General features: G+C 70.0%; 25 protein-coding genes and 2 pseudogenes. 5 read left to right on the forward strand and 22 right to left on the reverse strand.

The features are described 5' to 3' along the window. Window positions 1-67: 67 nt before the first annotated feature. The 15 genes and pseudogenes from C6A87_RS11055 to C6A87_RS11120 all read right to left on the reverse strand — a co-directional run bounded on the left by C6A87_RS11055 (window position 68) and on the right by C6A87_RS11120 (window position 14,070). Entirely contained in the window at window positions 68-817 is a 750-nt protein-coding gene (locus tag C6A87_RS11055) for a DUF6390 family protein (RefSeq protein WP_311117264.1), read from the reverse strand. Window position 818: 1 nt separating this feature from the next. After that, window positions 819-1,892, reverse strand: a complete 1,074-nt coding sequence (gene hypE, locus C6A87_RS11060) for a hydrogenase expression/formation protein HypE (protein ID WP_311117265.1) — start codon at window positions 1,890-1,892, stop codon at window positions 819-821. Further along, window positions 1,885-2,985, reverse strand: a complete 1,101-nt coding sequence (gene hypD / locus C6A87_RS11065) for a hydrogenase formation protein HypD (protein WP_311117266.1) — start codon at window positions 2,983-2,985, stop codon at window positions 1,885-1,887. Before hypD ends, hypE begins: the two co-directional genes overlap by 8 nt. Further along, window positions 2,982-3,296 (reverse strand): HypC/HybG/HupF family hydrogenase formation chaperone, encoded by a 315-nt coding sequence (locus C6A87_RS11070; RefSeq protein ID WP_311117267.1) that lies wholly within the window; start codon window positions 3,294-3,296, stop codon window positions 2,982-2,984. The genes hypD and C6A87_RS11070 overlap by 4 nt, the downstream gene beginning before the upstream one ends. A gap of 13 nt (window positions 3,297-3,309) precedes the next feature. After that, on the reverse strand, window positions 3,310-5,829 hold the full coding sequence (hypF, locus tag C6A87_RS11075) for a carbamoyltransferase HypF (RefSeq protein WP_311117268.1): 2,520 nt from the start codon (window positions 5,827-5,829) through the stop codon (window positions 3,310-3,312). A gap of 1 nt (window position 5,830) precedes the next feature. Then, complete coding sequence (locus C6A87_RS11080) at window positions 5,831-6,319, reverse strand: hydrogenase maturation protease (protein WP_311117885.1); 489 nt, start codon at window positions 6,317-6,319, stop codon at window positions 5,831-5,833. Between the two features lie 16 nt (window positions 6,320-6,335). Next, window positions 6,336-6,455 carry a DUF6893 family small protein gene (locus tag C6A87_RS29190; RefSeq protein ID WP_396837039.1) on the reverse strand — a complete coding sequence of 40 codons (120 nt, stop codon included), beginning with the start codon at window positions 6,453-6,455 and terminating at the stop codon, window positions 6,336-6,338. Further along, window positions 6,446-7,774 (reverse strand): hypothetical protein, encoded by a 1,329-nt coding sequence (locus C6A87_RS11085; RefSeq protein ID WP_311117269.1) that lies wholly within the window; start codon window positions 7,772-7,774, stop codon window positions 6,446-6,448. The genes C6A87_RS29190 and C6A87_RS11085 overlap by 10 nt, the downstream gene beginning before the upstream one ends. Beyond that, on the reverse strand, window positions 7,771-8,409 hold the full coding sequence (locus tag C6A87_RS11090; protein WP_311117270.1) for a DUF6084 family protein: 639 nt from the start codon (window positions 8,407-8,409) through the stop codon (window positions 7,771-7,773). Before C6A87_RS11090 ends, C6A87_RS11085 begins: the two co-directional genes overlap by 4 nt. Further along, a pseudogene (locus C6A87_RS11095) lies at window positions 8,406-9,036 on the reverse strand (DUF5947 family protein). Before C6A87_RS11095 ends, C6A87_RS11090 begins: the two are co-directional and overlap by 4 nt. Beyond that, window positions 9,036-9,923, reverse strand: a complete 888-nt coding sequence (locus C6A87_RS11100; protein WP_311117271.1) for a NifU family protein — start codon at window positions 9,921-9,923, stop codon at window positions 9,036-9,038. The pseudogene C6A87_RS11095 and the gene C6A87_RS11100 overlap by 1 nt, the downstream one beginning before the upstream one ends. 3 nt (window positions 9,924-9,926) lie before the next feature. Next, window positions 9,927-11,723: a nickel-dependent hydrogenase large subunit gene (locus C6A87_RS11105; protein WP_311117272.1), complete on the reverse strand. Its 1,797-nt coding sequence runs from the start codon at window positions 11,721-11,723 to the stop codon at window positions 9,927-9,929. A 67-nt stretch (window positions 11,724-11,790) separates the two neighbouring features. After that, entirely contained in the window at window positions 11,791-12,846 is a 1,056-nt protein-coding gene (locus tag C6A87_RS11110) for a hydrogenase expression protein HypE (RefSeq protein ID WP_311117273.1), read from the reverse strand. A gap of 106 nt (window positions 12,847-12,952) precedes the next feature. After that, window positions 12,953-13,738 (reverse strand): hydrogenase nickel incorporation protein HypB, encoded by a 786-nt coding sequence (gene hypB, locus C6A87_RS11115; protein ID WP_311117274.1) that lies wholly within the window; start codon window positions 13,736-13,738, stop codon window positions 12,953-12,955. Between the two features lie 2 nt (window positions 13,739-13,740). Then, window positions 13,741-14,070, reverse strand: coding sequence for a hydrogenase maturation nickel metallochaperone HypA (locus tag C6A87_RS11120; RefSeq protein ID WP_311117275.1), 330 nt, complete (start codon window positions 14,068-14,070; stop codon window positions 13,741-13,743). Between the two features lie 236 nt (window positions 14,071-14,306). On the opposite strand from C6A87_RS11120, the gene recA reads away from it, so the two are divergent. The 3 genes and pseudogenes from recA (at window position 14,307) to C6A87_RS11135 (ending at window position 17,535) form a co-directional block, all read left to right on the forward strand. Beyond that, window positions 14,307-15,359 carry a recombinase RecA gene (recA, locus tag C6A87_RS11125; protein ID WP_311117276.1) on the forward strand — a complete coding sequence of 351 codons (1,053 nt, stop codon included), beginning with the start codon at window positions 14,307-14,309 and terminating at the stop codon, window positions 15,357-15,359. Next, window positions 15,328-15,885, forward strand: a complete 558-nt coding sequence (gene recX / locus C6A87_RS11130) for a recombination regulator RecX (protein ID WP_311117277.1) — start codon at window positions 15,328-15,330, stop codon at window positions 15,883-15,885. Before recA ends, recX begins: the two co-directional genes overlap by 32 nt. A gap of 211 nt (window positions 15,886-16,096) precedes the next feature. Next, window positions 16,097-17,535: pseudogene (locus tag C6A87_RS11135) on the forward strand (FAD-dependent monooxygenase). Here C6A87_RS11135 and C6A87_RS11140 read toward each other — a convergent pair. Genes C6A87_RS11140 through C6A87_RS11165 form a run of 6 tightly spaced genes read right to left on the reverse strand, consistent with a single transcriptional unit; the run spans window position 17,498 to window position 21,394 of the window. Further along, complete coding sequence (locus C6A87_RS11140; RefSeq protein ID WP_311117278.1) at window positions 17,498-17,767, reverse strand: hypothetical protein; 270 nt, start codon at window positions 17,765-17,767, stop codon at window positions 17,498-17,500. The pseudogene C6A87_RS11135 and the gene C6A87_RS11140 sit on opposite strands and share 38 nt — an antisense overlap. After that, window positions 17,764-18,174, reverse strand: a complete 411-nt coding sequence (locus C6A87_RS11145) for a DUF1622 domain-containing protein (protein WP_311117279.1) — start codon at window positions 18,172-18,174, stop codon at window positions 17,764-17,766. Before C6A87_RS11145 ends, C6A87_RS11140 begins: the two co-directional genes overlap by 4 nt. A gap of 8 nt (window positions 18,175-18,182) precedes the next feature. Then, window positions 18,183-19,058 carry an amino acid ABC transporter permease gene (locus C6A87_RS11150; RefSeq protein ID WP_311117280.1) on the reverse strand — a complete coding sequence of 292 codons (876 nt, stop codon included), beginning with the start codon at window positions 19,056-19,058 and terminating at the stop codon, window positions 18,183-18,185. Continuing rightward, complete coding sequence (locus tag C6A87_RS11155; RefSeq protein WP_311117281.1) at window positions 19,058-19,738, reverse strand: amino acid ABC transporter permease; 681 nt, start codon at window positions 19,736-19,738, stop codon at window positions 19,058-19,060. Before C6A87_RS11155 ends, C6A87_RS11150 begins: the two co-directional genes overlap by 1 nt. A 26-nt stretch (window positions 19,739-19,764) precedes the next feature. Beyond that, window positions 19,765-20,601: a glutamate ABC transporter substrate-binding protein gene (locus C6A87_RS11160; RefSeq protein WP_311117282.1), complete on the reverse strand. Its 837-nt coding sequence runs from the start codon at window positions 20,599-20,601 to the stop codon at window positions 19,765-19,767. A 31-nt stretch (window positions 20,602-20,632) separates the two neighbouring features. Beyond that, a complete protein-coding gene (locus C6A87_RS11165) occupies window positions 20,633-21,394 on the reverse strand; it encodes an amino acid ABC transporter ATP-binding protein (protein ID WP_396837040.1) in 762 nt (253 codons plus the stop codon). A gap of 85 nt (window positions 21,395-21,479) precedes the next feature. Between C6A87_RS11165 and miaB the strand changes: the two genes are divergently transcribed. After that, entirely contained in the window at window positions 21,480-23,021 is a 1,542-nt protein-coding gene (gene miaB / locus C6A87_RS11170; RefSeq protein ID WP_311117283.1) for a tRNA (N6-isopentenyl adenosine(37)-C2)-methylthiotransferase MiaB, read from the forward strand. Next, window positions 23,018-23,641, forward strand: a complete 624-nt coding sequence (locus C6A87_RS11175; RefSeq protein ID WP_396837041.1) for a hypothetical protein — start codon at window positions 23,018-23,020, stop codon at window positions 23,639-23,641. Before miaB ends, C6A87_RS11175 begins: the two co-directional genes overlap by 4 nt. On the opposite strand, the gene C6A87_RS11180 is transcribed toward C6A87_RS11175, so the two are convergent. Next, on the reverse strand, window positions 23,642-25,039 hold the full coding sequence (locus C6A87_RS11180) for a DUF349 domain-containing protein (protein WP_311117285.1): 1,398 nt from the start codon (window positions 25,037-25,039) through the stop codon (window positions 23,642-23,644). Between the last annotated feature and the right edge of the window lie 46 nt (window positions 25,040-25,085).

A 25,085-nucleotide genomic window follows, 5' to 3' on the forward strand; every position in this document is an offset into this window, starting at 1 on the left:
GCCATACCGCCGGGGCGGATTCCCCGGAGGTGCTCAGCAAAACCGTCCCGCCGGACGTCTTCGCAGTTCATGATCGTCTTCTGGTCGCGTTCACCAGCTCCAGCGTGGCCTGCGTCGCAGTCGTCAGCGCCGCCGCGTCCGCGTCGGTGAGCGACCCGCACACCCAGTCCCAGTGGGCGGCGACGACGTCTCCGGCCTCGGGTGCCGCGGTCAGCGCGGTCGCCCCGCGACGCCACCGCACCCGCTCGGTGACGGGTTCGGCCAGGCGCAGGCCGCCGTCCTGCAGGGCCAGCGGCCGGGTGTCCAGGACCACATGCTCGTCGTCCACCGAAATCACTGTGCCCCAGCGGATCCGGCAGTTCTGCAGGACGCCCAGCGCGGTGCCCGGGTCCCGGTCCAGGAAACGCACCCACGGATAGACCACCAGCACGTGGAAGCTGTGGTGCGCCGACGCGGGCGCCCCGGCGGGGAGGTCGCCGAGCAGCCCGGTCACCTGCCCGGCGAACGCCGACCGGAGCCGCTCCAGCAGCGTCGCCGCGTCCACCGCGTCCAGCGACGGACCGCCCACCCAGTAGCTGTGCACCACCTCGGCGTCGAGTGGATCGGCGCTCCCGGTCGCATCGGCGATCGCCTGCAGGTACGGCCACGCGCCGTCGAATTCGCGTGCCACCGCGGCCATCTGGTCACCGGCGTCCAGCAGCGCATGCGTGTCCTGCGGCCCGCAGTAGCCGAGTTCGTTGGGCGGGTAGGCGAACCGGGTGAACAGCGCGTGGCCGGGACGGCTGCGACCGGTCGGGTATCGGGTTGCCGGGACCACGTCAGCAGATCCGGGGGAGCTGTTCGCCGATGGGCAGGTCGACCACCCGGGTGCCGCCCAGCGCCGTCCGGGCCACCACCATGCCGGGGTGGTCGCCGACGCAGGTACCGATGACCGCCGCCCGGGCACCCAGCGGGTGCGCGCGCATCGCGGCGAGCACCCGGTCGGCGTCGGCGGCGGGCACGAACGCGACGAGCTTGCCCTCGTTGGCGACATAGAGCGGATCGAGGCCGAGCATGCTGCACGCATCGCGCACCTGCGACGGAATCGGAAGCGCGCGTTCGTCGATCGACACCCCGACCTTCGCGGCCCTGGCGATCTCGTTGAGGGTGGCGGCCAGCCCGCCCCGCGTCGGATCGCGCAGCGCGTGCAGGTCGGCGCCGGTGGCCATCATCGCGGCCACCAGACCGTGCAGCGGGGCGGTGTCGCTGGCCACCGTGGTGCCGAACTCCAGCCCTTCGCGGCAGCTCAGCACGGCGACCCCGTGGACGCCGAGGTCGCCGCTGACGATCACCGCATCGCCCGGCCGCGCGCGCTGCGGACGGATGTCGGTGCGGTCGTCGACCAGCCCGATGCCCGCGGTGTTGATGTACACGCCGTCGCCGTGACCGGAGTCGACGACCTTGGTGTCGCCGGTGACCAGTTTCACCCCCGCCGCCAGCGCCGCCGTCCCGACGGCCTGGGCGATCCTGGCCAGTTCGTCGAGTGGGGTGCCCTCTTCGAGGATGAACGCCGTCGACAGCACCTTGGGCACGGCGCCGGCCATCGCCAGGTCGTTGACCGTGCCGTTGACCGCGAGATCGCCGATGGTGCCGCCCGGGAACACCATCGGTTTGACGACGAACGAGTCGGTGGAGAACGCCAGTCGCGCGCCGCCGATGTCGACGACCGCCGAATCCCCGAGCCCGGCGTCGGCCGCGGGCCCGAACGCCGGCATGAACAGCTGCTCGATGAGTTCACCGGACATCGCGCCGCCGCCGCCGTGTCCCATCACGATGTTGGGCGCGTCGCGCAGGGCGACCGGGCACACCCACGCCTGCAGATCCACGGTCGGCTGCGGCTCCGGATCAGGCATGGGTCACCTCGAGCCGCCGGTACAGGTAGTAGGCCGCGCAGGCGCCCTCCGACGAGACCATGGTGGCCCCCAACGGATTTCGCGGTGTGCACCGGGTGCCGAACGCCGCGCACTCGTGCGGTTTGAGCAGGCCCTGCAACACCTCGCCGGACCGGCACACCGCGGACTCCTCGGTGTGGATGCCGGTGACGGCGAATCGCTGCTCGGCGTCGAAGTCGCGGTAGGCCTGCGACAGTCGCCAGCCGCTGCCGGGGATCACGCCGATGCCGCGCCAGGCCCGGTCGGTCACCTCGAACACGTCCAGCAGCATCGCCCTCGCGGCCGGATTGCCGTCGTCCTGCACCGCCCGCTGGTACGCGTTCTCCAGTTCGTGCCGGCCGGATTCCAGCTGCACCACCGTGCGCCGGATGCCTTCGAGGATGTCCAGCGGTTCGAATCCGGTCACCACGATCGGGATCCCGTATCTCTGGCACAGCGGCGGATATTCGGCGGTGCCCATCACCGTGCACACGTGTCCGGCGGCCAGGAACGCCTGCACGCGACACGACGGGGACTCCATGATCGCCGCGATCGCCGGGGGCACCAGCACGTGCGAGACGAGCAGCGAGAAGTTCTCGATGCCGAGCCGTCTGGCCTGGTACACCGTCATCGCGTTGGCGGGGGCGGTGGTCTCGAATCCGATGCCGAAGAACACCACCTGTTTGTCGGGGTGGTCGCGGGCGACGGTCAGCGCGTCCAGCGGCGAGTAGACGACGCGGACGTCGCCGCCCTCGCTCTTGACGCGGAACAGGTCCTTCTCGCTGCCCGGCACCCGCAGCATGTCGCCGAACGAGCAGAAGATCACCTCGGGGCGGGACGCGATCTCCAGTGCCTTGTCGATCACCTCCAGCGGCGTGACGCACACCGGGCAGCCCGGCCCGTGGATCATCTCGACGGTATCGGGGAGCAGCTGGTCGATGCCGTGGCGGATGATCGAATGTGTCTGGCCGCCACAGACTTCCATGATCGACCAGCGCCGGGTGGCGGCCGACGTGATCTGGTCGATCAGCCTTCTGGCCAGCTCGGGATTGCTGAACTCGTCCAGGTACTTCACGGGGTCACCTCCGACCCGTTGCGTGCGGGGTTGGCGGCGCCGGCCTGCCGGGCGGCCGCCTCGAAGCCGTCGCCGAACTCCTCGGCCAGCACGCCCAGGTGTTCGAACTCGGCCAGGGTGCGGGTCGCGGACTCCTCGTCGAGCCGTTGCAGGGCGAACCCGACGTGCACCACCACGTAGTGGCCGATCTCGGCGTCGGGGAGGTACTGCAGGCACACGTCCTTGCGGACGCCGCCGAAGTCGACGACCGACATCAGCGTGCCGTCCCGTTCCTCGATGCTGACGATCCTGCCCGGTACTGCAAGACACATCGGCCTCCTCCTTTCAGACGGCGTTGCCCACCAGTAGTTGTCCCAGCGCGAGGCCCGCGTCGTTCGGCGGCACCATGCGGTGGGTGATCACGTCGAATCCGTGGTCGCCCAGCAGGGTGCGGGCGGTGCGCAGCAGCAGGGCGTTCTGGAACACGCCGCCGGACAGCGCCACGGTGTGCCCGGGATTCGCGGCGGCGACGTCGAGGATCAGCGCCGCGACGGCACGGTGGAAGCGGGCGCCGATCACGCCCGCGGTGACCCCGGCGCGGACGTCGTCGACCACCGCGCTCAGCACGGGCGCGGGGTCGATCAGCGCGGTGGAGTCCGCGGTGCCGACGGCGAACCGGTAAGCCGTGCCGCCCCAATCGCTCTCGCGGGCCAGGCCTTCGAGTTCGACCGCGGCCTGCGCCTCGTAGTCGACCACCTGACGTACCCCGGCCAGTGCGGACACCGCGTCGAACAACCGGCCCATGCTGGAGGTCGGTGCGCAGCCCAGGCCCGTCTCGAGCTGGTGGCGTAGCACCCTCTGTTCGTCGGCGGGGCAGGCGCGCACCGGAGCCAGATCCCGCGTCCACGGCAGGCCCGCGGCCCACAGGTGCGCCAGCGCCATCCGGTACGGGCGCCGCACGCTGACGTCACCGCCGGCCAGCGGGACGTAACACAGCCGGGCCAGGCGCTGGTAGCCCTTGTAGTCGGCCAGCAGGACCTCGCCGCCCCAGATCGCCCCGTCGGGCCCGTAACCCGTTCCGTCGAAAGCGAACCCGAGGACGCGGTCGGAGCCGTCCAGGCCGTGCTCGGCCATCACCGCGGCGATGTGCGCGTGATGGTGCTGCACGAGGCGCACCCGGCCTGCGGCGTTGCGGTGCGCCCACGCCGTCGAGCGGTACCGCGGGTGGGCGTCGGCGACGAGCACCTCCGGGTCGACGGCGGTGAGCCGGCTCAGGTGTTGCTGCGCGGAGTCGAAGGCCGACAGCGTGGCCAGATCGTCCATGTCGCCGATGTGCTGGCTCAGCCAGGCGTACCTGCCTTCGGCGACGGCCAGGGTGTTCTTCAGGTCGGCGCCCACGGCCAGTGTCGGCGGCACCGCGACCGGCAGCGCGATCGGCAGCGGGGCGTAGCCGCGGGAGCGCCGGAGCGGGGTGTCGGCGCGCATCACCGAGTCGTCACATGGTGTCAGGATGGCTCGGTCGTGCCACAGCCGGCCGTCGGCCAGGCCCGAAAGGCGTTCCAGGGCATCGTCGTCGGTGAAGCAGATGGGTTCGCCGCCGAGGTTCCCCGACGTCATCACCAGCACCTGCGGCCCCGGCTCGTCACCGTCGATCCCGAAGAGCAGCGTGTGCAGCGGGGTGTAGGCCAGCAGCACCCCGAGGTCGGGGTTGCGCGGCGCCACCACGTCGGCGACCGCGGCGCCCGCGCGCCGGGGCATCAGCACGATCGGCCGGGCCGGACCCTGCAGCAGCGCCGCGGACGCGGCGTCCACGTCGGCGACGGCGCGTGCCCCGGCCAGGTCGGGCACCATCACCGCGAACGGCTTGTCGCCGCGGCGTTTCCGGGCGCGCAGCGCGGTCACCGCTGCCGGGTCGGCCGCGTCGCACGCGAGGTGGTATCCGCCGACACCCTTGACCGCGAGTACCCCGCCCGCGCGCAACAGCCGCCGTGCCGCGCGCAGCCCAGCCGTCCCGGGCGTCTCGTGCCCGTCGCCGTCCCGGTAGCGCAGCGTCGGTCCGCAGCCCGGGCAGCAGACCGGCTGGGCGTGGAACCGGCGGTCGGCGGGGTCGGAGTACTCGCGCGTGCAGTCGGGGCACATCGGGAAGTCGGCCATCGTCGTGGACGACCGGTCGTACGGCAGCGCGGCGATGAGGGTGAACCGCGGACCGCAGTTGGTGCAGTTGACGAACGGGTGCCGGTAACGGCGGTCGTCCGGGTCGCGCAGCTCGGCGGCGCAGTCGGCGCACATCGCGACGTCGGGGGAGGCGAGCGTGCGGCCGCCGCCGGTGCGGGACGTGTCCGCGATCGTGAAACCGGTGCCGCCGATGAGCGGGACAGATTGCACGTCAACGGATTCGATGACTGCCAGCGGCGGCGGGCGCTCCCGCAGGAGGGCCAGGAACCCGTCGATGTCGTCGGCGGCGCCCTCCAGTTCGACCACGGCCCCGGTGCTGTCGTTGCGCACCGAGCCGGACAGTCCCAGCGCGGTGGCCCCGGTGTAGACGAAGGGCCGGAACCCCACGCCCTGCACCACACCGTGCACTTCGACGCGCACCCGCCGCCGGCCGGTCACGGCTCGTCCTCGTCGGGCCAGGCCCCGGCCCATCAGTTCCAGACCGGCCAGCGCCGCCTCCGCACCGGCCGCGTCGGTCTTCTCGACCACGAACCCCATGTGGATGATCACCCAGTCCCCGGGTGCGAAGCGTTCCTCGGGCAGCATGCCGATGTTGACCTTGCGGTGCTCGCCGGCGACGTCGACGAGCGCGAGCTGGTCGCCGTACCCGGCCACCATGCCGACGACCTGTCCCGGAATGCCCAGACACATGTCAGGCCCCTTCCGCCTGGGGGTGCGCCCGCAGGAGGACCAGCACGTCCTCGACGGCGCGCGCGGCCGCGGGCACCGCGGCCGCGACGGGCGCCGACAGACCGATGCCGTCCTCGACGACGGCGACCTCACATCCGACGACGACGGTGGGCGGGGCCGACCCGCCGAGCGCGGCCAGGCCGGCGAACACCGCGCCGGGATCCATCGCGTGGGCGTCCAGACCGGCACGGGTGGTGAGGGACCGGTGATCGACTTCGAACACGTGCAGCGTGCCGGGCGCGCCGCGGTCGGGGACGGCGTCGACGAGCACCAGCGCCGACCAGTCGTCGAGCAGGTCGTAGGCCAGGTGCATGCCCCGGATGCCGTAGTCGGTCAACTGGATGTCCGGCCCGGCGAGCCGGCGCGGGACGCGGCGGATGACCTCGGGGCCGAAGCCGTCGTCCCCGAGGAAGATGTTGCCGATACCGGCTACCAGGATCCGTGGCGTGATGAGGACTCCTCGCCGGTCACATCCGGCGTATCTTCAGATAGCGCTGCACATCGGGGAGCGACTGCACCCCGATCAGCACCGCGGCGAGGGCCGCGACGACCAGCACCCCCACCGTGATCCGACCGATTACCTCCATGGCGAACTCCTTCCGGCCAGCGGTTCCACCTCATCCGGGGCGAAGTACAGGTAGCGGCCGTACCAGTCGTGCAGATCGGCCGCCGGATCGTCGTCGAGGACGACCCCGATGTGGGTGCCGCCGTCGACGTCGGCGTGCACCGAGGTGACCAGCGCGGTCCGGTCGGCGTAGAAGAAGTCCTGGGCGTCGGCGCGGCGCGACGGGTGCAGCCGGACCCGGCTGCCCCGGGCGACCCGGGTGCCGTCGACCAGGACCGCGTCCAGCTCGGGACGGACCGCGTTGTCGGCCTCCGGATCCCACCAGTCCGTACCGGCGGGGACCTCCGGGATCGGCGACGGCGGCCCGGCGTGCGGATCGCGCAGCACGCCGTGCAGGTCGAGCATCTCCTCGGGGGACATCGCGTCGCAGCGGTCGATGATCCGGGCCGCCAGCGGGTCGGTCGCGCGGGCCTGTGCCTTCTCCTGGTCGGTCATCGTCATCACCCGCAGGGTCAGGATCTCGTCGATCTCGCAGGAGTCGTAGAGGTCGCCGCGACTCTGTTCGGCGATCTCGGGATGGTCGTACAGGATGATCGGCGAGACCAGCACCAGGTGGTGGTCACCGGGCGCGCCGGCGAGCACCGGAAAGCACCGGTGCCGGCCACACCGCGCCGCCGCGCCTGCCGCCGTGTCGGGCGGTTCGAGCAGCGACACGAATTGGCCGCCGCTGATCTCCAGCAGCAGGTGTGCCCCGATCAGGGAGGTCGCGATCGCCGCGGCCCGGTCGGTGGCCGGCGCGACGGTGTTGTGCACCTCGACGGTCAGCCGGAGCAGGCCGTCGTCGGGCTCGGCGCGGATCAGCAGCCGCCCCCGCAGCTCGCGGCGCTCACGCACCAGCCTGCCGCCGGTGACGGTCTCGACATCGGTGCCCGCGGGCACGGTGAAGTCCACGGTGTTCAGGATGTCCGCGGCGTCCAGTGGACCCAGCGCGATCTCGCACTCGACCGCCTCGTCCCAGCTCAGCCATCGGTGCGCGCCCGCCCGCAGCTCGTCGACCTCGCGGTAGCGGCCACCGGCGTACTCCTGCACGGCCCGGTGCTGCAGTTGCAGGAAGCGCACCACCCCGGACAGCCGAGGCTCACCCTGCGGCTCGATGAGGATCTGCGCGCTCAGCGATGAGTTCTCACCGACGCCCGCCTGCTCGGCGCCTGGCGGACCCAGCACACCGAACTGCCAACGGGATCGGTTCTTGTCCGAGGTGGCGCGGTAGGGGTAGAGCAGGTAGCCCTCGTAGAGCACGGCGTCGGCGACGGCGCGGGCTCGGTCCCATCCGGCGTTCATCGCAGTTCCGGTGCGGCGGCGAGCAGTTCGGTGATCGCCTCGTCGAAGCCGAGCAACCCGCGCGCGGAGCGGTAGGCGGCCAACGCGTCGATGGCCTCGCGCGTCAGGCGCACCCAACCGGTGCCCGGGTAGTGCAGCCGGATGAGATCACGCCACACCGAGACCGGCATGTCGAAGGGCTGCTCGCGGTCCCACGGCACCTGCCGGACGCTGAAGCTCTGGTTGCCCCGCCCGAACACCGTGCCGCTGAACAGGAATCGCAGCGGCACCGTGCCCCCGTCGAGGGCGAGCAGATACTTGGCGGCTTTGACCTCGAAATCGTAGGTGCACTCCAGCGGCAGTTCGGCGACGGTGTCCCCGGTGAAGCCGGGCACCACCGCCGAGGTGTGCTGCCACAAGAAGGTCTGCTGAGTCGCCGACCAGCGGTCCCGGGTGCCGAACAGGTCGGTCAGCCCGTCCGCCTCGGCCTCGGAGTAGGTCCGCCGCAACGGTTCTATCCGGACCTGACAGCGCAGCGCGACGGCGTGCACCGGATCCGGCCCGTCGGAGGTGATGCCGATGCGGGCGGTCAGGACCGGGGTCACGGCATAGGGCTCCGGTGCGATGTCGACGACGTCGAAGTGGACCTCGGTCATGGGCGTGGCACCGCCGCGGCGCGCTCGTCGAGGAGGGCGAAGAACTCGTCGACGAAATCCTGTGCCTCCCGGCCGCCGTCGAATCCGTGCCACAGCATGCGCAGCCAGGCCGACGAACTCGTAACACGCGTCGATCGGGACCAGGTAACCGCGGGGCGCCGCGCGCTCGGCGGTGCGCACCAGCACGGCTTCGGTGTCGGCGGCCAGATGGTCCACCCGCGGGTCGGCGGCGCGAACATCGTTCCACGCCTGCAGATCCAGCTCGGACTCGGTGGCACCCGCCGGGCCGGGATAGAGCGCGACCGTGCGACCCAGCGCGGAGTTGTGGAAGAAGAACGCCAGACCGACCGGGATCTGCAGGCTCTCCCACAGCGCGCGGTCCATCGCGAAGTCCGGGAACGCGAGGTAGCGGTCCGGCACGGCGCGGTACCGCAACGTCGCGGCCGCATCGGTGAACAGCAGATAGCAGCCCCGGCAGACGCACATCAGCCGCCGGCCGTCGATGTCGACCACATGGCGGTGTTCGGCGCTGACCTGCTCCGCGCACATCTCGCACCGCTCACCGGCGGGCCGGGCGGTGGCCTGGTCGGCCCGAATCCGGGACAGCACGTCGAACGTCCCCGCCATCAGGCCACCTCCGCGGGCGCGGACACCGCCAGCGAGAGCACACCGCTGCGTTCGAGCACCGGGATCGGCTGTAGGTGCCCGTCGCCGCCCACGCCGCAACCGGCGTGCACCACGTCGAACCCCGCTCCGCAGCCGGGACAGTGCAGCACGGCGCCGGTCAACGCGGCCCCGGCCAGCGACCCGGCGCAGGCCGGGCACCGGTCGCGGTAGGCGAACACGGACCCGCCCACGCGACAGACCAGCGCGGACATGTCCTCCACCCGGAAGCCGCCGATCTCACCTTCGACCAGCTCGGTCAGTTGCGGCACCGGTATCCACCGGGCCGGGCCGCCTGCGGCCCGGACCCGGCTCATCAGCGAGCTCGCCGGGATCATGGCCGATCCCGGGTCCGGTTCGGCCGCCACCACCTCGATCGCCTCGATGTCCGGTGCCGCTGCGCGGACCGCGTCCTGCACCGCCAGTTCCAGCGTCGCCGAGGAGGACGGACAGGTCTTGCAACTGCCCAGCAGCTGCAACCGCACCACGCCGTCGGTGACCCCGAGCAGCGAGACGTCCCCGCCGTGGGAGCCCAGATAGGGCCGCACCCCCGCCAGCGCGTCGGCGACCCGACGCTCGACACCGTGCGGGTGCAGTCCGTGCACCAGCAGCAGGCTGGCGATCAGGTCGTCGTCGGCAAACTCCTGGGCCAGTTCGGGTTTCGCGGTCACCGCCAGGTCGGTCATCCGCTCCAGCGCGGCGCCGTAGAGATCGGTCACCTCACGGACCAGATTCTCGGCCCGCGCCCGCGCTGCCGCCCCGCTCGCACCGATCCCGTCGATCAGCGTCTCCATGCGCTCGCCGGCCGCGCGCCACCGGCCGTCGTCGTGTCGCGGCGTCGGTGGGGCCATGCGCTATTCCCCGGTCACCGACTGGGTGGGGGAGTGCAGCAGGTCCAGTTGCCGGCCCTGACCGAGGTACATGTGCACCCCGCACGGCAGGCACGGGTCGAAACTGCGCACCGTGCGCATGATGTCGATGCCCTTGAAGTGGTCGCGGTCGTTCTCCTCGAAGATCGGCAGGCCCTGCACCGCGTCCTCGTAGGGGCCCGGCGTGCCGTAACTGTCGCGGGGACTGGCGTTCCACGGCGTCGGCGGATACGGGTGGTAGTTCGCGATCTTGCCGTCGCGGATCACCATGTGGTGCGACAGCACCCCGCGCACCGCCTCGGTGAAGCCGCAGCCGACACCGTCGTCGGGCACCTCGAACCGCTCCCACGTCTTGGTCCGTCCGGCACGGATCTCGACGAGCGCCTTCTCCGCGAAATGCAGTGCGCACGCCGCGGCGTAGGCCTGGAAGTAGGTGCGGGCGCGGTTGCGCTCCAACGTGTTGCTGCCGTACGCCGGGATCGCCCACTCGAACTCCACCGGCCCCTTCAGCGCGGTCTTGGGCAGGTTGATCTGCACGCTGTGGCCGGTCGACTTCACGTATCCGATGTCGACGAGCCCGGCCAGCGCCGTCGACCACATCCGGGCCAGCGCGCCGCCGCCGGTGTCCAGTGCCAGGTTGTCCTTGCCGTCGAACCACCGCGGCGACATCACCCAGCTGTACCCGTCGTCGAAGTCCCGCTTCTGCGGTTTGGGATTGGTGTGCTGGTTCCAGGGATGGCGGCGGTCCACCGGGTTGCCCAGCGGGTCATTCTTGACGAACATCTCCTGGTCAGTCCAGTCGTCATAGAAACTGTGCCCCAACAGGATCCGAATACCCAGGTTGATGTCCACCAGCGAGGTGGTGACCAGCTTCCCGTCGACCACCACGCCTGGGGTGACGAACATCTTGCGCCCCCACGACTCCATGTCGCGGTAGGAGAAGTTGCAGTGCTCGGGATCCTGGAAAGAGCCCCAGCAGCCGAGCAGGGTGCGGCGCAGGCCCACCTGTTCATATCCGGGCAGGGCCTCGTAGAAGAAATCGAACAGGTCGTCGTGCATCGGCACGACCTTCTTCATGAACTCGATGTAGCGCATCAGCCGGGTCATGTAGTCGGTCATCAACTGGACGGTCGCCACGGTGCCGACCCCACCCGGGTACAGCGTGGACGGGTGCACGTGGCGACCCTCCATGAGGCAGAACATCTCCCGCGTGAGCCTGCTGACCTGCAGCGCCTCCCGGTAGAACTCGCCGGTGAACGGATTGAGCGCACGCATGATGTCGGCGATCGTGCGGTGGCCGTGCATGTCGGCGTGCGGGGCCACGGTGTTCTCGGCTCTGGCCAACACGCTGGGATTGGTCTCGGCGACCATCTTCTCGCAGTAGTCGACCGCGACCAGGTTCTCCTGGAAGATGTTGTGGTCGAACATGTATTCCGCGGCCTCGCCCAGATTGATCAACCATTCGCCCAGGTGTGGCGGCTGCACGCCGTAGGCCATGTTCTGCGCGTAACACGAACAGGTCGCATGGTTGTCGCCGCAGATGCCGCAGATCCGGCTGGTGATGAAATGCGCGTCGCGGGGGTCCTTGCCCTTCATGAAGATCGAATAGCCGCGGAAGATCGACGAGGTGCTGTGGCACTCCACCACTTCCCGGTTCTCGAAGTCGATCTTGGTGTAGATGCCGAGACTGCCGACGATCCGGGTGATCGGGTCCCACGCCATCTCCACGAGCTGGCCGGGGTCGCGCTCCGCGGGGGACGGCTTGGGCGTGGTCGTGGTCATCGGCCTACTTCTCTCTGTGAAATGCTCAGCAGTGCAACAGGTGTCACGACGCGCGAGGACGCCGAGGTCACCAGGTGCGGGTGACTCCGGTCGTCAGTTCGGTGCCCGGGCGCCGCCAGTGGGGCTCGTGGTCGAGCGTGCGACCGGTGATGTGGCGCAGACTCCGGATCACCGAGCCGTAGAGCTCGGAGCCGGTGGAGGACAGCTTGCCGCCGGGCGGTTCGTCCATGAACGGCATGAACTTGTCCGGGAAGCCCGGCATGGTGCAGCCGATGCAGATGCCGCCCACGTTCGGGCAGCCGCCGACGCCGTCCATCCAACCGCGTTTGGGCACATTGCATTTCACCACCGGGCCCCAACATCCCAGTTTCACGATGCACTTCGGTGACCCGTACTCGGTGGCGAAGTCGCCCTGCTCGTAGTAGCCGCCGCGGTCGCAGCCCTCGTGGACCGTCGCACCGAACAGCCACTTGGGCCGCAACGCGTCGTCGAGCGGGATCATCGGCGCCTGGTCGGTGGCCATGTAGAGCAGGTAGGTCAACGTTTCCGACAGGTTGTCCGGCTGCACCGGACACCCCGGCACGCACACGATCGGGACGCCGGCCTTGGACTTCCAGTCCCAGCCGAGGTAGTCGGGCACTCCCATCGCACCCGTCGGATTGCCTGCCATCGCGTGGATGCCGCCGTAGGTGGCGCACGTGCCTGCCGCCACCACCACGGTGGCCTTCGGGGTGAGCCGGTCCAGCCATTCGCTGGTGGTGATGGGCTGGCCGGTGGCGGGGTCGTTGCCGAACCCGCACCAGTAGCCCTCGTCCTTGATCTTCTCGTTGGGGATGGAGCCCTCGACGACCAGCACGAACGGTTCCAATTCGCCTCTGTCGGCTTTGAAGAACCATTCGAGGAAGTCGTCGGCGCCTCCGTTGGGTCCGCATTCGAAGTCGATCAAGGGCCAGTGGATGGCGACCCTGGGCAGGCCGGGAAGCGCGCCGAGCGCGATCTCCTCGATGCTCGGGAGGGTGGCGGCAGTCAGCGCCACTGAATCGCCGTCACAACTCAGGCCGGCATTGATCCACAGAACGTGGATCAGCGCCTCTTCCGCTTTGACTGCTGCCTCGCTGGGCATATGTCACAGCTTTCCGGGGCCGGGCTGTGGCCCCTGCGGCGCCGGAGTCGACGCTCGGCCCACTTGCACGCCGCTGACTTTGGTCTACTCGCGCGGATATCGGTTGTCAACGGGTTGAGGGCCGGGTTGAGGTACGGTCCGGGCCGGTCTGGATCTCGATCCAGCGGTACCACTGCGCGAGGCCTTCGCCGCTGCTGGCCGACACCGTCAGGATCTCCACGCCGGGGTTGACCGACCTGGCGTGCCGGACGCACTGCGCGACGTCGAAATCGACGTAGGGCAACAGGTCGGACTTGTTGACCAGAACCAGGTCCGCTGCAGCGAACATGTGCGGGTATTTCAGCGGCTTGTCGGCGCCCTCGGTCACCGAGACGATCACCACCTTGGCCTGCTCGCCGAGGTCGAACATGGCCGGGCAGACCAGGTTTCCGACATTCTCGATGAACAGCAGCGAGTGCTCGGGCGGATCGAGGGCGGTCAGCGCGTCGCCGACCATCTGCGCGTCGAGGTGGCAGCCGGCCCCGGTGTTCACCTGCACCGCGGGCACCCCGGTGGCGCGGATCCGCTCGGCGTCGAGCAGGGTCTCCTGATCGCCTTCGATGACGGTCACCGCGGTCCGCGCGCCCAGTTCGCGGATGGTCCGCTCCAGCAACGTGGTCTTCCCGGCCCCGGGCGAGCTCATCAGATTCAGCGCGAGGATCCGGCGCTGCGCGAGCCGGTGCCGGTTGTGCTCGGCGAGGGCGTCGTTCTTGGCCAGCACCCGCTGCTCGAGGTCGACGGTGTGCGGGTGCAGGTGCGGGTGCGCGTGGGGGTGGGGGTGCTGGTGGTCGGCCGGGGTGCCGGGGACGGTGACGGTCGCCGCGTCGTCTCCGCACCCGCAGGTTGCGCACATGGTCAGCTCACTTCCATGGACCGGATCAGGATGTCCTGGCCGGCGGTCACCTCGACGTCGGCGCTGCCACACGGGCAGAGCAGGATGAAATCGGCCAGCACGAAGTCCTCGCCGCAGCCGCGGCAGTGCCCGCTGGCCGGGCGCACGTCGATGTCGAGGCGGGCGCCCTCGGCCGCGGTGCCCTCGGTGACCAGCTCGAAGCAGAATTGCATCGAGTCCGGCACCACCGCGCACAGCGCGCCGACCTCCAGCCGGATCCCGTGTATCCGTCGGCCGGCGGCGTGGTCACACACGGCATCGACGACACTCTGGGTGATCGCCATCTCGTGCATACCGGTCCGTTTCCGTGGCGGATCGCTCCACGATAGGACCGCGCGCGGCACGCGTCCAGGCTCGTCAGCCGGCGGGACCTGCCGAAACGGCGACCCGTCGGCGTGTCCACTTGTATCGAACACCTGTTCGTCTACTGTGGGGGGAGTTCGACCCAGCGACTTGTCGGTGGCCTCACATAGCGTCACTGCCAACCGACCGAGAACCGGTCGACAACGACTATCGGAGAGGTATCACCATGGCGCCACAAGCCCCCGACCGCGAGAAGGCCCTTGAGCTGGCACTCGCACAGATCGACAAGAACTTCGGCAAGGGTTCGGTGATGCGGCTCGGCGAGGACGTCCGTCCGCCGATCGCGGTCATCCCCACCGGTTCGATCGCGCTCGACGTCGCGCTCGGCATCGGCGGGTTGCCGCGCGGCCGCGTGGTCGAGATCTACGGTCCGGAGTCCTCCGGTAAGACCACCGTCGCGCTGCATGCGGTGGCCAATGCCCAGGCCGCCGGCGGTATCGCGGCGTTCATCGACGCCGAGCACGCGCTGGACCCCGATTACGCCAAGAAGCTCGGGGTGGACACCGACGCGCTGCTGGTGTCCCAGCCCGACACCGGTGAGCAGGCGCTGGAGATCGCCGACATGCTGGTGCGCTCCGGTGCACTGGACATCCTGGTCATCGACTCGGTGGCCGCGCTGGTGCCGCGCGCCGAGATCGAGGGCGAGATGGGCGACAGCCACGTGGGTCTGCAGGCCCGCCTGATGAGCCAGGCGCTGCGCAAGATGACCGGTGCGCTGAACAACTCGGGCACCACCGCGATCTTCATCAACCAGCTGCGCGAGAAGATCGGTGTGATGTTCGGATCTCCCGAAACCACCACCGGCGGTAAAGCATTGAAGTTCTACTCCTCGGTGCGCCTGGATGTCCGGCGCATCGAGACCCTCAAGGACGGTACCGACGCCGTCGGTAACCGCACCCGCGTGAAGGTGGTCAAGAACAAGGTGTCGCCGCCGTTCAAGCAGGCCGAGTTCGACATCCTGTACGGCCACGGCATCAGCCGGGAAGGCTCACTCATCGACATGGGTGTCGAGCACGGCTTCATCCGCAAGTCCGGATCCTGGTTCACCTACGACGGCGAGCAGCTGGGCCAGGGCAAGGAGAACGCGCGAAAATTCTTGATGGAGAACCCCGATGCGGCCAACGAGATCGAGAAGAAGATCAAGGAGAAGCTCGGTATCGGGGCTCAGCTGACCGATGGCGCAGCCGATGACGCTCTTCCCGCTCCCGTCGACTTCTAGTCCGGCGGCGGGTGCCGACGAGCCCACCAAGCGAGGCGAGCAGGCGCGGGCAGTGTGTCTGCGCCTGCTCACCGCAAGGGCGCGCACCCGTGCTGAACTGGAGGCCGCGCTGGCCAAGCGCGGATACCCCGACGACATCGCCGCGTCTGTCCTGGACCGGTTGACTGAGGTAGGGCTGATCGACGACGAGGACTTCGCCGAGGAGTGGGTGCGGTCCCGGCGCGCGAATGCCGGAAAAGGCAAGCGCGCGTTGGCTGCCGAGTTGCGCAAGAAGGGTGTCGACGACGAGGTGATCGACGGCGCATTGGCCGGGATCGACGCCGGCGCCGAACGCACCCGCGCCGAACAGCTGGTCCGCGACAAGTTGCGGCGCGAGAAGCTCGGCGACCCCGACGACAGAGACGCCGAGAACAAGGTGGCGCGGCGGCTGGTCGGCATGCTGGCCCGGCGCGGCTATCAGCAGTCGATGGCACTCGATGTGGTCACCGCCGAATTGGCGAACGAGCGGGAGCGCCGCAAGGTGTGAGCGACAGGTGAGCGGGGGAGGTGATCGTCGCTTCCCCCTCTCACATTATTGGGCACCCCCGGTCTTGCGGCAAGACCGGGGGGTGGCCCCAGAATCGGCTGCCGTGACCAGAACACAGCTCAGTGACAGCCGAATTCGACCCGGGGACAGTGACCACCAGCCCGGGGACAGTGACCACCAGGTGGTGATCGGCGGGGGCGGCCCCACCGGCATGATGCTGGCCGCCGAACTGGCGCTGGCGGGGGTGGACGTCGCGGTCGTCGAACGTCGTGACAGCGGGAACCTCACCGGTGCGCGGGCCGGCGGCCTGCTGTCGCGAACCCTCAAGATCCTCGACCAGCGCGGCATCGTCGACCGCTTCCTGGCCGCCGGGCAGACCCTGCAGGTGCACGGTTTCGCCCAGGTCCGCCTGGACATCAGCGACTTCCCGACCCGCCATCCGTACGGTCTGGCGTTGTGGCAGAAGCACATCGAGCGTCTGCTGACCGAACGGGCCGACGAACTCGGGGTCGTGGTGCACCGCGGGCGGGAGGTGGCGGGCTTCACGCAGACCGGCAGCGGGGTCGACGTCAGGTTGTCCGACGGGCAGACCCTGCGGGCGAGTTACCTTGTCGGCTGCGACGGCGGACGCAGCCTCATCCGCAAAGCGGCAGGCATCGACTTTCCGGGCTGGGAACCCACCACCAGCTATCTGCTCGCCGAAGCCGAGATCGCCCCGGAGCCCGGACGGGAACCCGAGTGGGGCATCCGGCGCGACGCCTGCGGGGTGCATGCGCTCAGTCCGTCCGACGACGGGCAGACGCGGATCATGGTCACCGAGCAGCACCTGCGGCGTTCGCGCGAGCCGGGCCTGTTCGAGCTGCGCGACGCGCTGACCGCGGTGTACGGCACCGACTACGGCGTGCACAGTCCGACATCGCTTTTCCGGTTCACCGACGTGGCACGGCAGGCGTCGCGCTACCGCAGCGGGCGCATCCTGCTGGCCGGGGACGCGGCGCACGTGCATCACCCCGTCGGCGGGCAGGGGCTCAACACCGGACTGCAGGATGCGGTCAACCTCGGCTGGAAGCTGGCGCAGGTCGTGCGCGGGACGTCGGCTGACGACCTGCTCGACACTTATCACGACGAGCGGCACCCGGTCGGTGCGCGCGTGCTGCGCAACGCCGTGGCCCAGATGGCGCTGCTGCGCCAGGACGACCGCAGCACCGTGCTGCACGGCGCCGTTGCCGACCTGCTCGCCCTCGACGAGCCGCGCAGGCATGTCGCCGCGATGATGTCCGGGCTCGACATCCGGTACGACCTCGGTGACGGGCACACCCGCTGCTCGGCCGGCGGATGCCCGACCTGGAGCTGAGCACCCCGGGCGGCACGGTGCGCGTCTACGAACTCCTGCACGACGCGCGGGTGCTGCTGCTCGACCTCGGGATCCCCGGCGGCGTCGACCTGACCGGAAGGCACGACCGGGTGCAGCGCGTGCCCGCGCGGTGCGCCCCCACCTGGGAACTGCCGGTGGTCGGGGAGGTTCCCGCACCGTCGGCGGTGCTGATCCGGCCCGACGGGCACGTCGCCTGGGCCGCTACCGAGGACGGTGCCGGGCTCGCCGAGGCCCTCCTCAGGTGGTGCGGCGCACCCGCCACGGCGACGACGTGAAGTCGGCGACCAGCACCCGGGTGATCATGCGGCGCAACACGATCAGCGTCGCGGCCACGGCGATCGCCGTCCACGACGAGTCCACGCTCAACCGCAACAGACCGGCCGCGGTGAGGAATTCCAGCGTCACCCGCAGTGCGATCAGCGGCTTGCCGAACACGATCAGCGCCGCCGACCCGAGCACGATTCCGGCGATCGCGACGCACCACGACGCGGCCAGAACGACGCTCACGGCGCTGGGGGAGCGGGGGCCGGGCCCGGGCGGGCCAGCAGCTCGAGCTCGCGCTTCTCCTGAGCGATCTCGCGATTGAGGAAATAGTTGAGCGCGGTGCGGATGGCGGCGATGGCGGCCAGCTTGCCGATCTCCTCGAACGACGGGGAGATCGCGGTGCGCAGCACGTCCGCGGCGAGCTGGAACTCCAGCCCCAGCACCAGGAAACGGGCCATCGTCAGCCGCACCGCGGAGAACTGGTCGAGGTCGCGCCGGGCCAGCGCGGCGACGAACTTCACGATCGCGACCACCGCGCCGATCATGATCACCACCGCGCCGCACGCCTCGATCAGGCGGACCATCAGGTCGACCATGCCGCGCAGCGTCGCCTCGGGCAGTACGTCGAAGGCCAGCAGCGCGGAACTCACGGCGCCGGTCAGACCCCGCGGCTGCGGTCGCCCTGCAGCTCCAGCGGCTCGGCCTCCATCGGCGCCGGACCCTTGCGGGAGCGGCGCATCCGCTTCTCCAACCGGGTCGCCAGCCACGACAGGGTGAAGTTCATCGCGATCATCAGCAGCGCGATCACGATCAGCGCCGGAATGTAGTTGCCGTAGGCCGAGCCGATCACCGTGCCCTGGCGCACCATCTCGACGAACGTGATCTGGTAGCCGAGCGCGGTGTCCTTCAACACCACGACCAGCTGGGAGACCAGCACCGGCAGCATCGAGGTGATCGCCTGCGGCAGCAGGATCGACCGCATCGTCTGACCTGAGGTCATGCCCAGCGCGGACGCAGCCTCGGCCTGGCCACGCGGCAGCGCGTGCACACCGGCGCGCACGATCTCGGCGATCACCGCGGCGTTGTAGAGCGTCAGGCCGGTGATCACGCCGGCCAGCGCGAGGTGCTTGGACGGGAACACGTCGTAGAACGCGTACAGGAAGTACGCGAAGATCATCATGATCAGCACCGGCACCGCGCGGAAGAACTCGACGAACACCGACGAGGCCCAGCGGATCCCGTTGTGCGTCGACAGCCGGCCCACCCCGAGCACCAGGCCCAGCGCCAGGGCCAGCACGATCGACACGGCCGCCGCCGTCAGGGTGCCCTCGATGCCCGGCAGCACGTAGGTGCGCCACAGATCGGGGGTCAGGAACGGTTCCCATTTCGCGGCGGTGAGCTGGCCCCGCGACTCCAGCCGGGAGTAGACCACCCAGGCGACGAGCGCGAGCACCACGATGGTGACCACCGAGATCACCCGGTTGCGGATCCGCGCGCGGGGACCCGGAACGTCGAACAGGACAGAGCCGGCCACTAGTGAGCCACCGCCAATCGCTTGCCCAGCCAACCGAACACCAGCCCCAGCGGCAGGGTCAGGATCACGAATCCCAGCGCGAAGATGCCGCCGACCACCAGCACCGCCGCGGTGTTCTCGATCATCTCCTTCATCAGCAGCGCAGCCTCGGCGACACCGATCGCCGAGGCGATCGTGGTGTTCTTCGTCAGCGCGATCAGCACCGAACCGAGCGGGATGATGACCGCACGAAACGCCTGCGGCAGCAACACGATCCGCAGGTTCTGCCCGAACGTCAGGCCCAGCGAGCGGGCGGCTTCGGCCTGGCCCAGCGGGATGGTGTTCACACCGGCGCGCACCGTCTCACACACGAACGACGCGGTGTAGACGGTCAGCCCCAGCACGGCCAGCCGGAACCCGCTGTCGGCGATGAACGTCGCCGACCCGCGGTTGGCCAGCGTCAGCCCCAGCGTCTGGGCCAGCCCGAACGAGCAGAACAGGATGATCAGCGTCAGCGGGGTGTTGCGCACGATGTTGACGTACGTGGTGCCGATCCAGTTGAGCATCGGCACCGGGGCCAACCGCATCGCCGCCAGCCCCGTGCCGAGCACGAGCGCACCCACCGCCGACAGAACCGTGAGCTGGATGGTGGTCCAGAACGCGGCGAAGATCTCCGCGCGGTACTCGGTGAAAATCTCCACAGGCGGCTCCGGTGGCTACCTGTGGCTCAGTTGTCGAGCGGCGGGGGTGCCGGCGCGGTGATTCCGGCCGGGCCGAGGTTCTTGTCGAACGCTTCCTTCCAGGCCCCGCTCTCCTCCATCTTGCGCAGCGCGTCGTTGATCTTGGTGCGCAGTTCGGTGTTGTCCTTCTTCAGGCCGATGCCGTAGCGCTCCTCGGAGAACGGCTCGCCGACGATCTTGAACGCGCCGGGGGTCTGGGCGGCGTAGCCGGCCAGGATCGTCTCGTCGGTGGTGACCGCGTCGACGGCGCCGTTCTTCAGCGCGTCGATGCACGCCGAGTAGGTGTCGTACTGCTGCAGCTGCACGCCCTGGTACTCGTCCTTGATCTTCTGCGCGGGCGTGGAGCCGGACACCGAGCACAGGATCTTGTTGTTCTCCAGCGACGCCGCGCCGGTGATGTCGTTGTTGTCCGAGCGGACCAGCAGGCTCTGGCCGGTGACCAGGTACGGGCCCGCGAACGCGACCTTCTCCTTGCGCGCGTCGGTGATCGAGTACGTCGCGGCGATGAACTCGACCTGACCGTTCTGGATCAGGTTCTCCCGCTGCGCCGACGGCGACTCTTTCCATTCGATCTTGTCCGGGGCGTAGCCGAGCTCGTTCGCCACGTAGGTGGCCACGTCCACGTCGAACCCGCTCATGGTGCCGTCGGGGTTCTTCTGGCCCAGGCCGGGCTGGTCGAACTTGGTGCCGATGACGATCGTGTCGCCGCCACCACCACCGCCGCTGCCGCCGTCACCGCCGCCGCACGCGGTCACTGCGAGGGGAAGTGCGGCCGCGAGCGCGAAGGCGCCGACGACGCGTGCGGACAGGGACTTGGGGAACATGGTGGTGATTCCTTTCGCCGGGGGGACCGGGTCAGTGGTGCAGGATCTTGCCGAGGAAATCCTTGGCGCGGTCGGTCTGGGGGTTCTCGAAGAACTCGGCGGGTTCGGCGTCCTCGACGACCGCGCCGTCGGACATGAACACCACGCGGTTGGCGGCTCTGCGCGCGAACCCCATCTCGTGGGTGACCACCAGCATCGTCATCCCGTCGGAGGCCAGGCCCGCCATCACGGCCAGCACCTCGTTGATCATCTCGGGATCCAGCGCGCTGGTGGGCTCGTCGAACAGCATCACCTTGGGGTCCATCGCCAGCGACCGCGCGATCGCCACCCGCTGCTGCTGCCCGCCGGAGAGCTGGGCCGGGTACTTGTCGGCCTGGTTGGCCACCCCGACGCGTTCCAGCAGGCGCATCGCGTTCTCCCGCGCCTGCTCCTTGGACGCCTTGCGCACCTTCATCGGCGCCAGCGTCACGTTCTCCAGGATCGTCTTGTGCGCGAACAGGTTGAACGACTGGAAGACCATGCCGACGTCGGACCGCAACTGCGCGAGCTTGCGGCCCTCCGCGGGCAGGACCACACCGTCGATCGCGATGGTGCCCGAGTCGATGGTCTCCAGCCGGTTGATGGTGCGGCACAGCGTCGACTTGCCCGAACCCGACGGACCCAGCACGACGACGACCTGGCCGCGACCGACCTCGAGGTTGATGTCCTTGAGGACGTGGAGGGCGCCGAAGTGCTTGTTCACCGCCTTCACAGAGATCATCGGCACGTCAGGGGACTCCCTGGGGCTCTCCATGCGTGAAGACCTTACCCAGGGAACGTCCAGCGTGCTGTGAACTCGACGATCGGCGATTTTAGGGGTGGCCGCCGCGCTCCGTAGGATGGCCCCCGTGACTTCCACGGTGACGCAGCAGGCGAGCGGGCTTTCTCCCGACCGTCCGGCGCGAACGTTCGAGGTCCGCACGTACGGCTGTCAGATGAACGTGCACGACTCCGAACGCCTGGCCGGACTGCTCGAGGAGGCCGGCTACCGCCGCGCGGGCGCGGGCGCCGACGCCGACATCGTGGTGTTCAACACGTGCGCGGTGCGGGAGAACGCCGACAACAAGCTGTACGGCAACCTCAGTCACCTCGCGCCGCGCAAGCAGGCCGACCCGGACATGCAGATCGCCGTCGGCGGCTGCCTGGCGCAGAAGGACCGGGACTCGGTGCTGCAGAAGGCGCCGTGGGTGGATGTGGTGTTCGGCACCCACAACATCGGTTCGCTGCCCGCGTTGCTGGACCGGGCCCGCCACAACCGCGTCGCGCAGGTCGAAATCGCCGAAGCGCTGCGGGAATTCCCGTCGGCACTGCCGGCCAGTCGCGAATCATCCTATGCGGCTTGGGTTTCCATCTCGGTCGGCTGCAACAACACGTGCACGTTCTGCATCGTGCCGTCGCTGCGCGGCAAGGAGATGGACCGGCGGCCGGGCGATGTGCTGGCCGAGGTGCAGACGCTGGTCGACCAGGGCGTGCTGGAGATCACCCTGCTGGGGCAGAACGTGAACGCCTACGGCGTGTCCTTTGTAGACGCCGACCAGCCGCGCGACCGCGGCGCGTTCGCCAAGCTGCTGCGCGCCTGCGGACGGATCGACGGGCTGGAGCGGGTGCGCTTCACCTCGCCCCATCCCGCCGAGTTCACCGACGACGTGATCGAGGCGATGGCCGAGACGCCGAATGTGTGCCCGACCCTGCACATGCCGCTGCAGTCCGGCTCCGACCGGGTGCTGCGTGCGATGCGCCGCTCCTACCGGGCCGAGCGCTACCTCGGCATCATCGATCGGGTGCGCGCCGCGATCCCGGACGCGGCGATCACGACCGACATCATCGTCGGCTTCCCCGGCGAGACCGAGGAGGACTTCCAGGCCACCCTCGACGTCGTCGCGGCGGCCCGGTTCAGCAGCGCGTTCACCTTCCAGTACTCCAAACGGCCGGGCACCCCGGCCGCCGACTTGGCTGACCAGGTCCCCAAAGCCGTTGTCTCCGAGCGGTACCAGCGGCTGATCGACTTACAGGAGAAGATCTCGCTGACCGAGAACACCGCACAGATCGGGCGCCGCGTCGAGTTGCTCGTCGCCACCGGCGAGGGACGCAAGGACGCCGCCACCGCCCGGATGTCGGGCCGGGCCCGCGACGGCAGGCTGGTGCACTTCACTCCCGGCCCCGCCGGTGACGAGATCAGGCCGGGCGACGTCGTGGTGACCACCGTCACCGGCGCCGCGCCGCATCACCTGATCGCCGACGGCGCCCCGGTGGAGCACCGGCGCACCCGGGCCGGTGACGCGCACGCGGCCGGGCGGAAGCCGCGCACCGGGGTCGGCCTGGGGATGCCCGCGATCGGTGTGCCCGCCGCGGCGCCGGCGACGAGCGGATGTGCCCGATGAGCGGGGAGTCGAGCGCGAACGGCTTCGACGCCTACAAGAGCGACCTGGAGGCGGCCGAACGGCGCGTCTCCCGCGAGATCGACCCGGGTGCGCGGGCGCTGGTGCTCTCGATACTGGTGTTCGTGCTGCTGGCCACGCTGGTGCTCCCGCACACCGGCGGTGCGCGCGGACTCGACGTGCTCTCCGGCTCCGAGGCGGCCACCGAGGCCGGCGTCGCGCTGCCGTCGCGGGTGTTCGCATGGTTCTCGCTGGTGTTCGGCGTCGGCTTCGCGATGCTGGCACTGCTGACCCGGCGCTGGACGCTAGCGTGGATCGCCCTCGCCGGGTCCACCGTGTCGGCGTTCCTGGGGATGCTGGCGGTGTGGTCGCGGCAGACCGCGCCGGACCCGTATCCAGGTCCCGGGATCGGCCTGGTCGTCGGCTGGCTGGCGGTGATCCTGCTGAGCTACCACTGGGCCCGGGTGGTCGCCACCCGAACCGCGCTGCAACTGGCCGCTGAGCAAGAGCGTCGCCGCGTCATCTCCGAAGGCCAGCAGAAGGGCCTCCTGGAGTCGTTCCCCGGCGAGGGCGACGACGACAAGGGTGACGACGCCGCCCCGCCGAAGAAGCCGACGAACTAGTCAGCGTTTGCGGCTGACCGCGTCCGCCGCCGCGTCCGCCCACTGGCGCCACTGCTCGGCACTGGCGCGTGCCTGCTCGGCGTCCTTGGTGCGACCGGCCGCGGCCGCCTTTTCCGCCTGCCGCTCGAACTGCTCGGCGCGGGCGCGGAACTGATCGGCACGGGCCTGGGCCTCCGGGTCCACCCCGCCGGTCGGGGCGTCGCGGATCTTCTTCTCCACCGACCGCAGCCGGCGCTCCAGGTCGGCCGCGCGTTCCCGTGGCACCTTGCCGATCGCGTCCCACCGGTCGCCGATCGTGCGCAGCGCGGCCCGGGCCGCGTCCAGATCCGAGGTGTCGATCCGCTCCGCCTCGGCCAGCAGCGCCTCCTTGGCCTCGGCGTTGGCGCGGAACTCCGCGTCGCGTTCGGCCGTGGCGGCGTTGCGCGCCGAGAAGAACTTGTCCTGGGCGGCCTTGAAGCGCTGCCAGAGCGAGTCGTCGACGTCCTTGGACGCGCGCCCCGCGGCCTTCCACTCGGTCAGCAGCTCGCGGAACGTCGCCGAGGTCGGCCCCCACTCGGTCGAATCACACAGCGCCTCGGCACGCTCGCACAGCGACTCCTTGGCCTGCCGGGCGCCGGCGCGTTCCCGGTCCAGCTCGGCGAAATGCGAACCCCGGCGGCGGTTGAACGTCTCCCGCGCTGCCGAGTAGCGCTTCCACAGCGCATCGTCGATCTTGCGGTCCAGCCCGGTGATCGTCTTCCACTCGTCGAGGATGGCGCGCATCCGGTCGCCGGCGGCCTTCCACTGGGTGGAGTTGGCCGCGATGTCCTCGGCCTCGGCGGCCAGCGCCTCCTTGCGGGCGGTCTGGGTGGCACGCAGCTCCTCGCGGCGGGCCTTCTCCTCGTGCGAGGCGCTGTCGGCCTGCTCGACGATCGAGGCCAGGCGCGCGGCCAGCGCGTCGACGTCACCGAGCACGTGCGCGTCGGCCAGGCCCTCGGCCAGCGACACCGCCGCCGACCGGATCTTGCGGGCATCGCCGGTCCCGGACGCCAGCCTGGTCTCCAGCAGCACCACCTCGGTGTGCAGGTCGTCGAAGCGGCGCCCGAAGTGGGTGAACGCGGCCTCGGGTTCGCCGGCCTGCCACGAGCCGATGGTGCGCTCACCGGCCGCGGTGATCAGCCAGACCGTGCCGTCGGGATCGACGCGGCCGAACCGGTGCGGATCGCTGGTCGGCGCGGTGCCCACCACCGGCGCCGACACGGGGACGGCCGGCCGGGGACCGGGCCGCATCGCACCCGGCTTGGGTTTGGCGGCGGAGGGCTTGGGTCGTGGGGCCGGCGCGGAGGTGACCTCCTGCGTCGTCGCTTCGGTGCCCTGGGGTCCGGCGTCCGGGGAGCCGCCGCGTTCGGTGATCGTCATGTCCGTTACCTCGTGTCTTGTCGCGCGGTTCCCCGCGCACCTGCCG

The organism is Mycobacterium sp. ITM-2016-00317, from assembly GCF_002968295.1.
In the GTDB taxonomy this organism is placed as follows: domain Bacteria; phylum Actinomycetota; class Actinomycetes; order Mycobacteriales; family Mycobacteriaceae; genus Mycobacterium.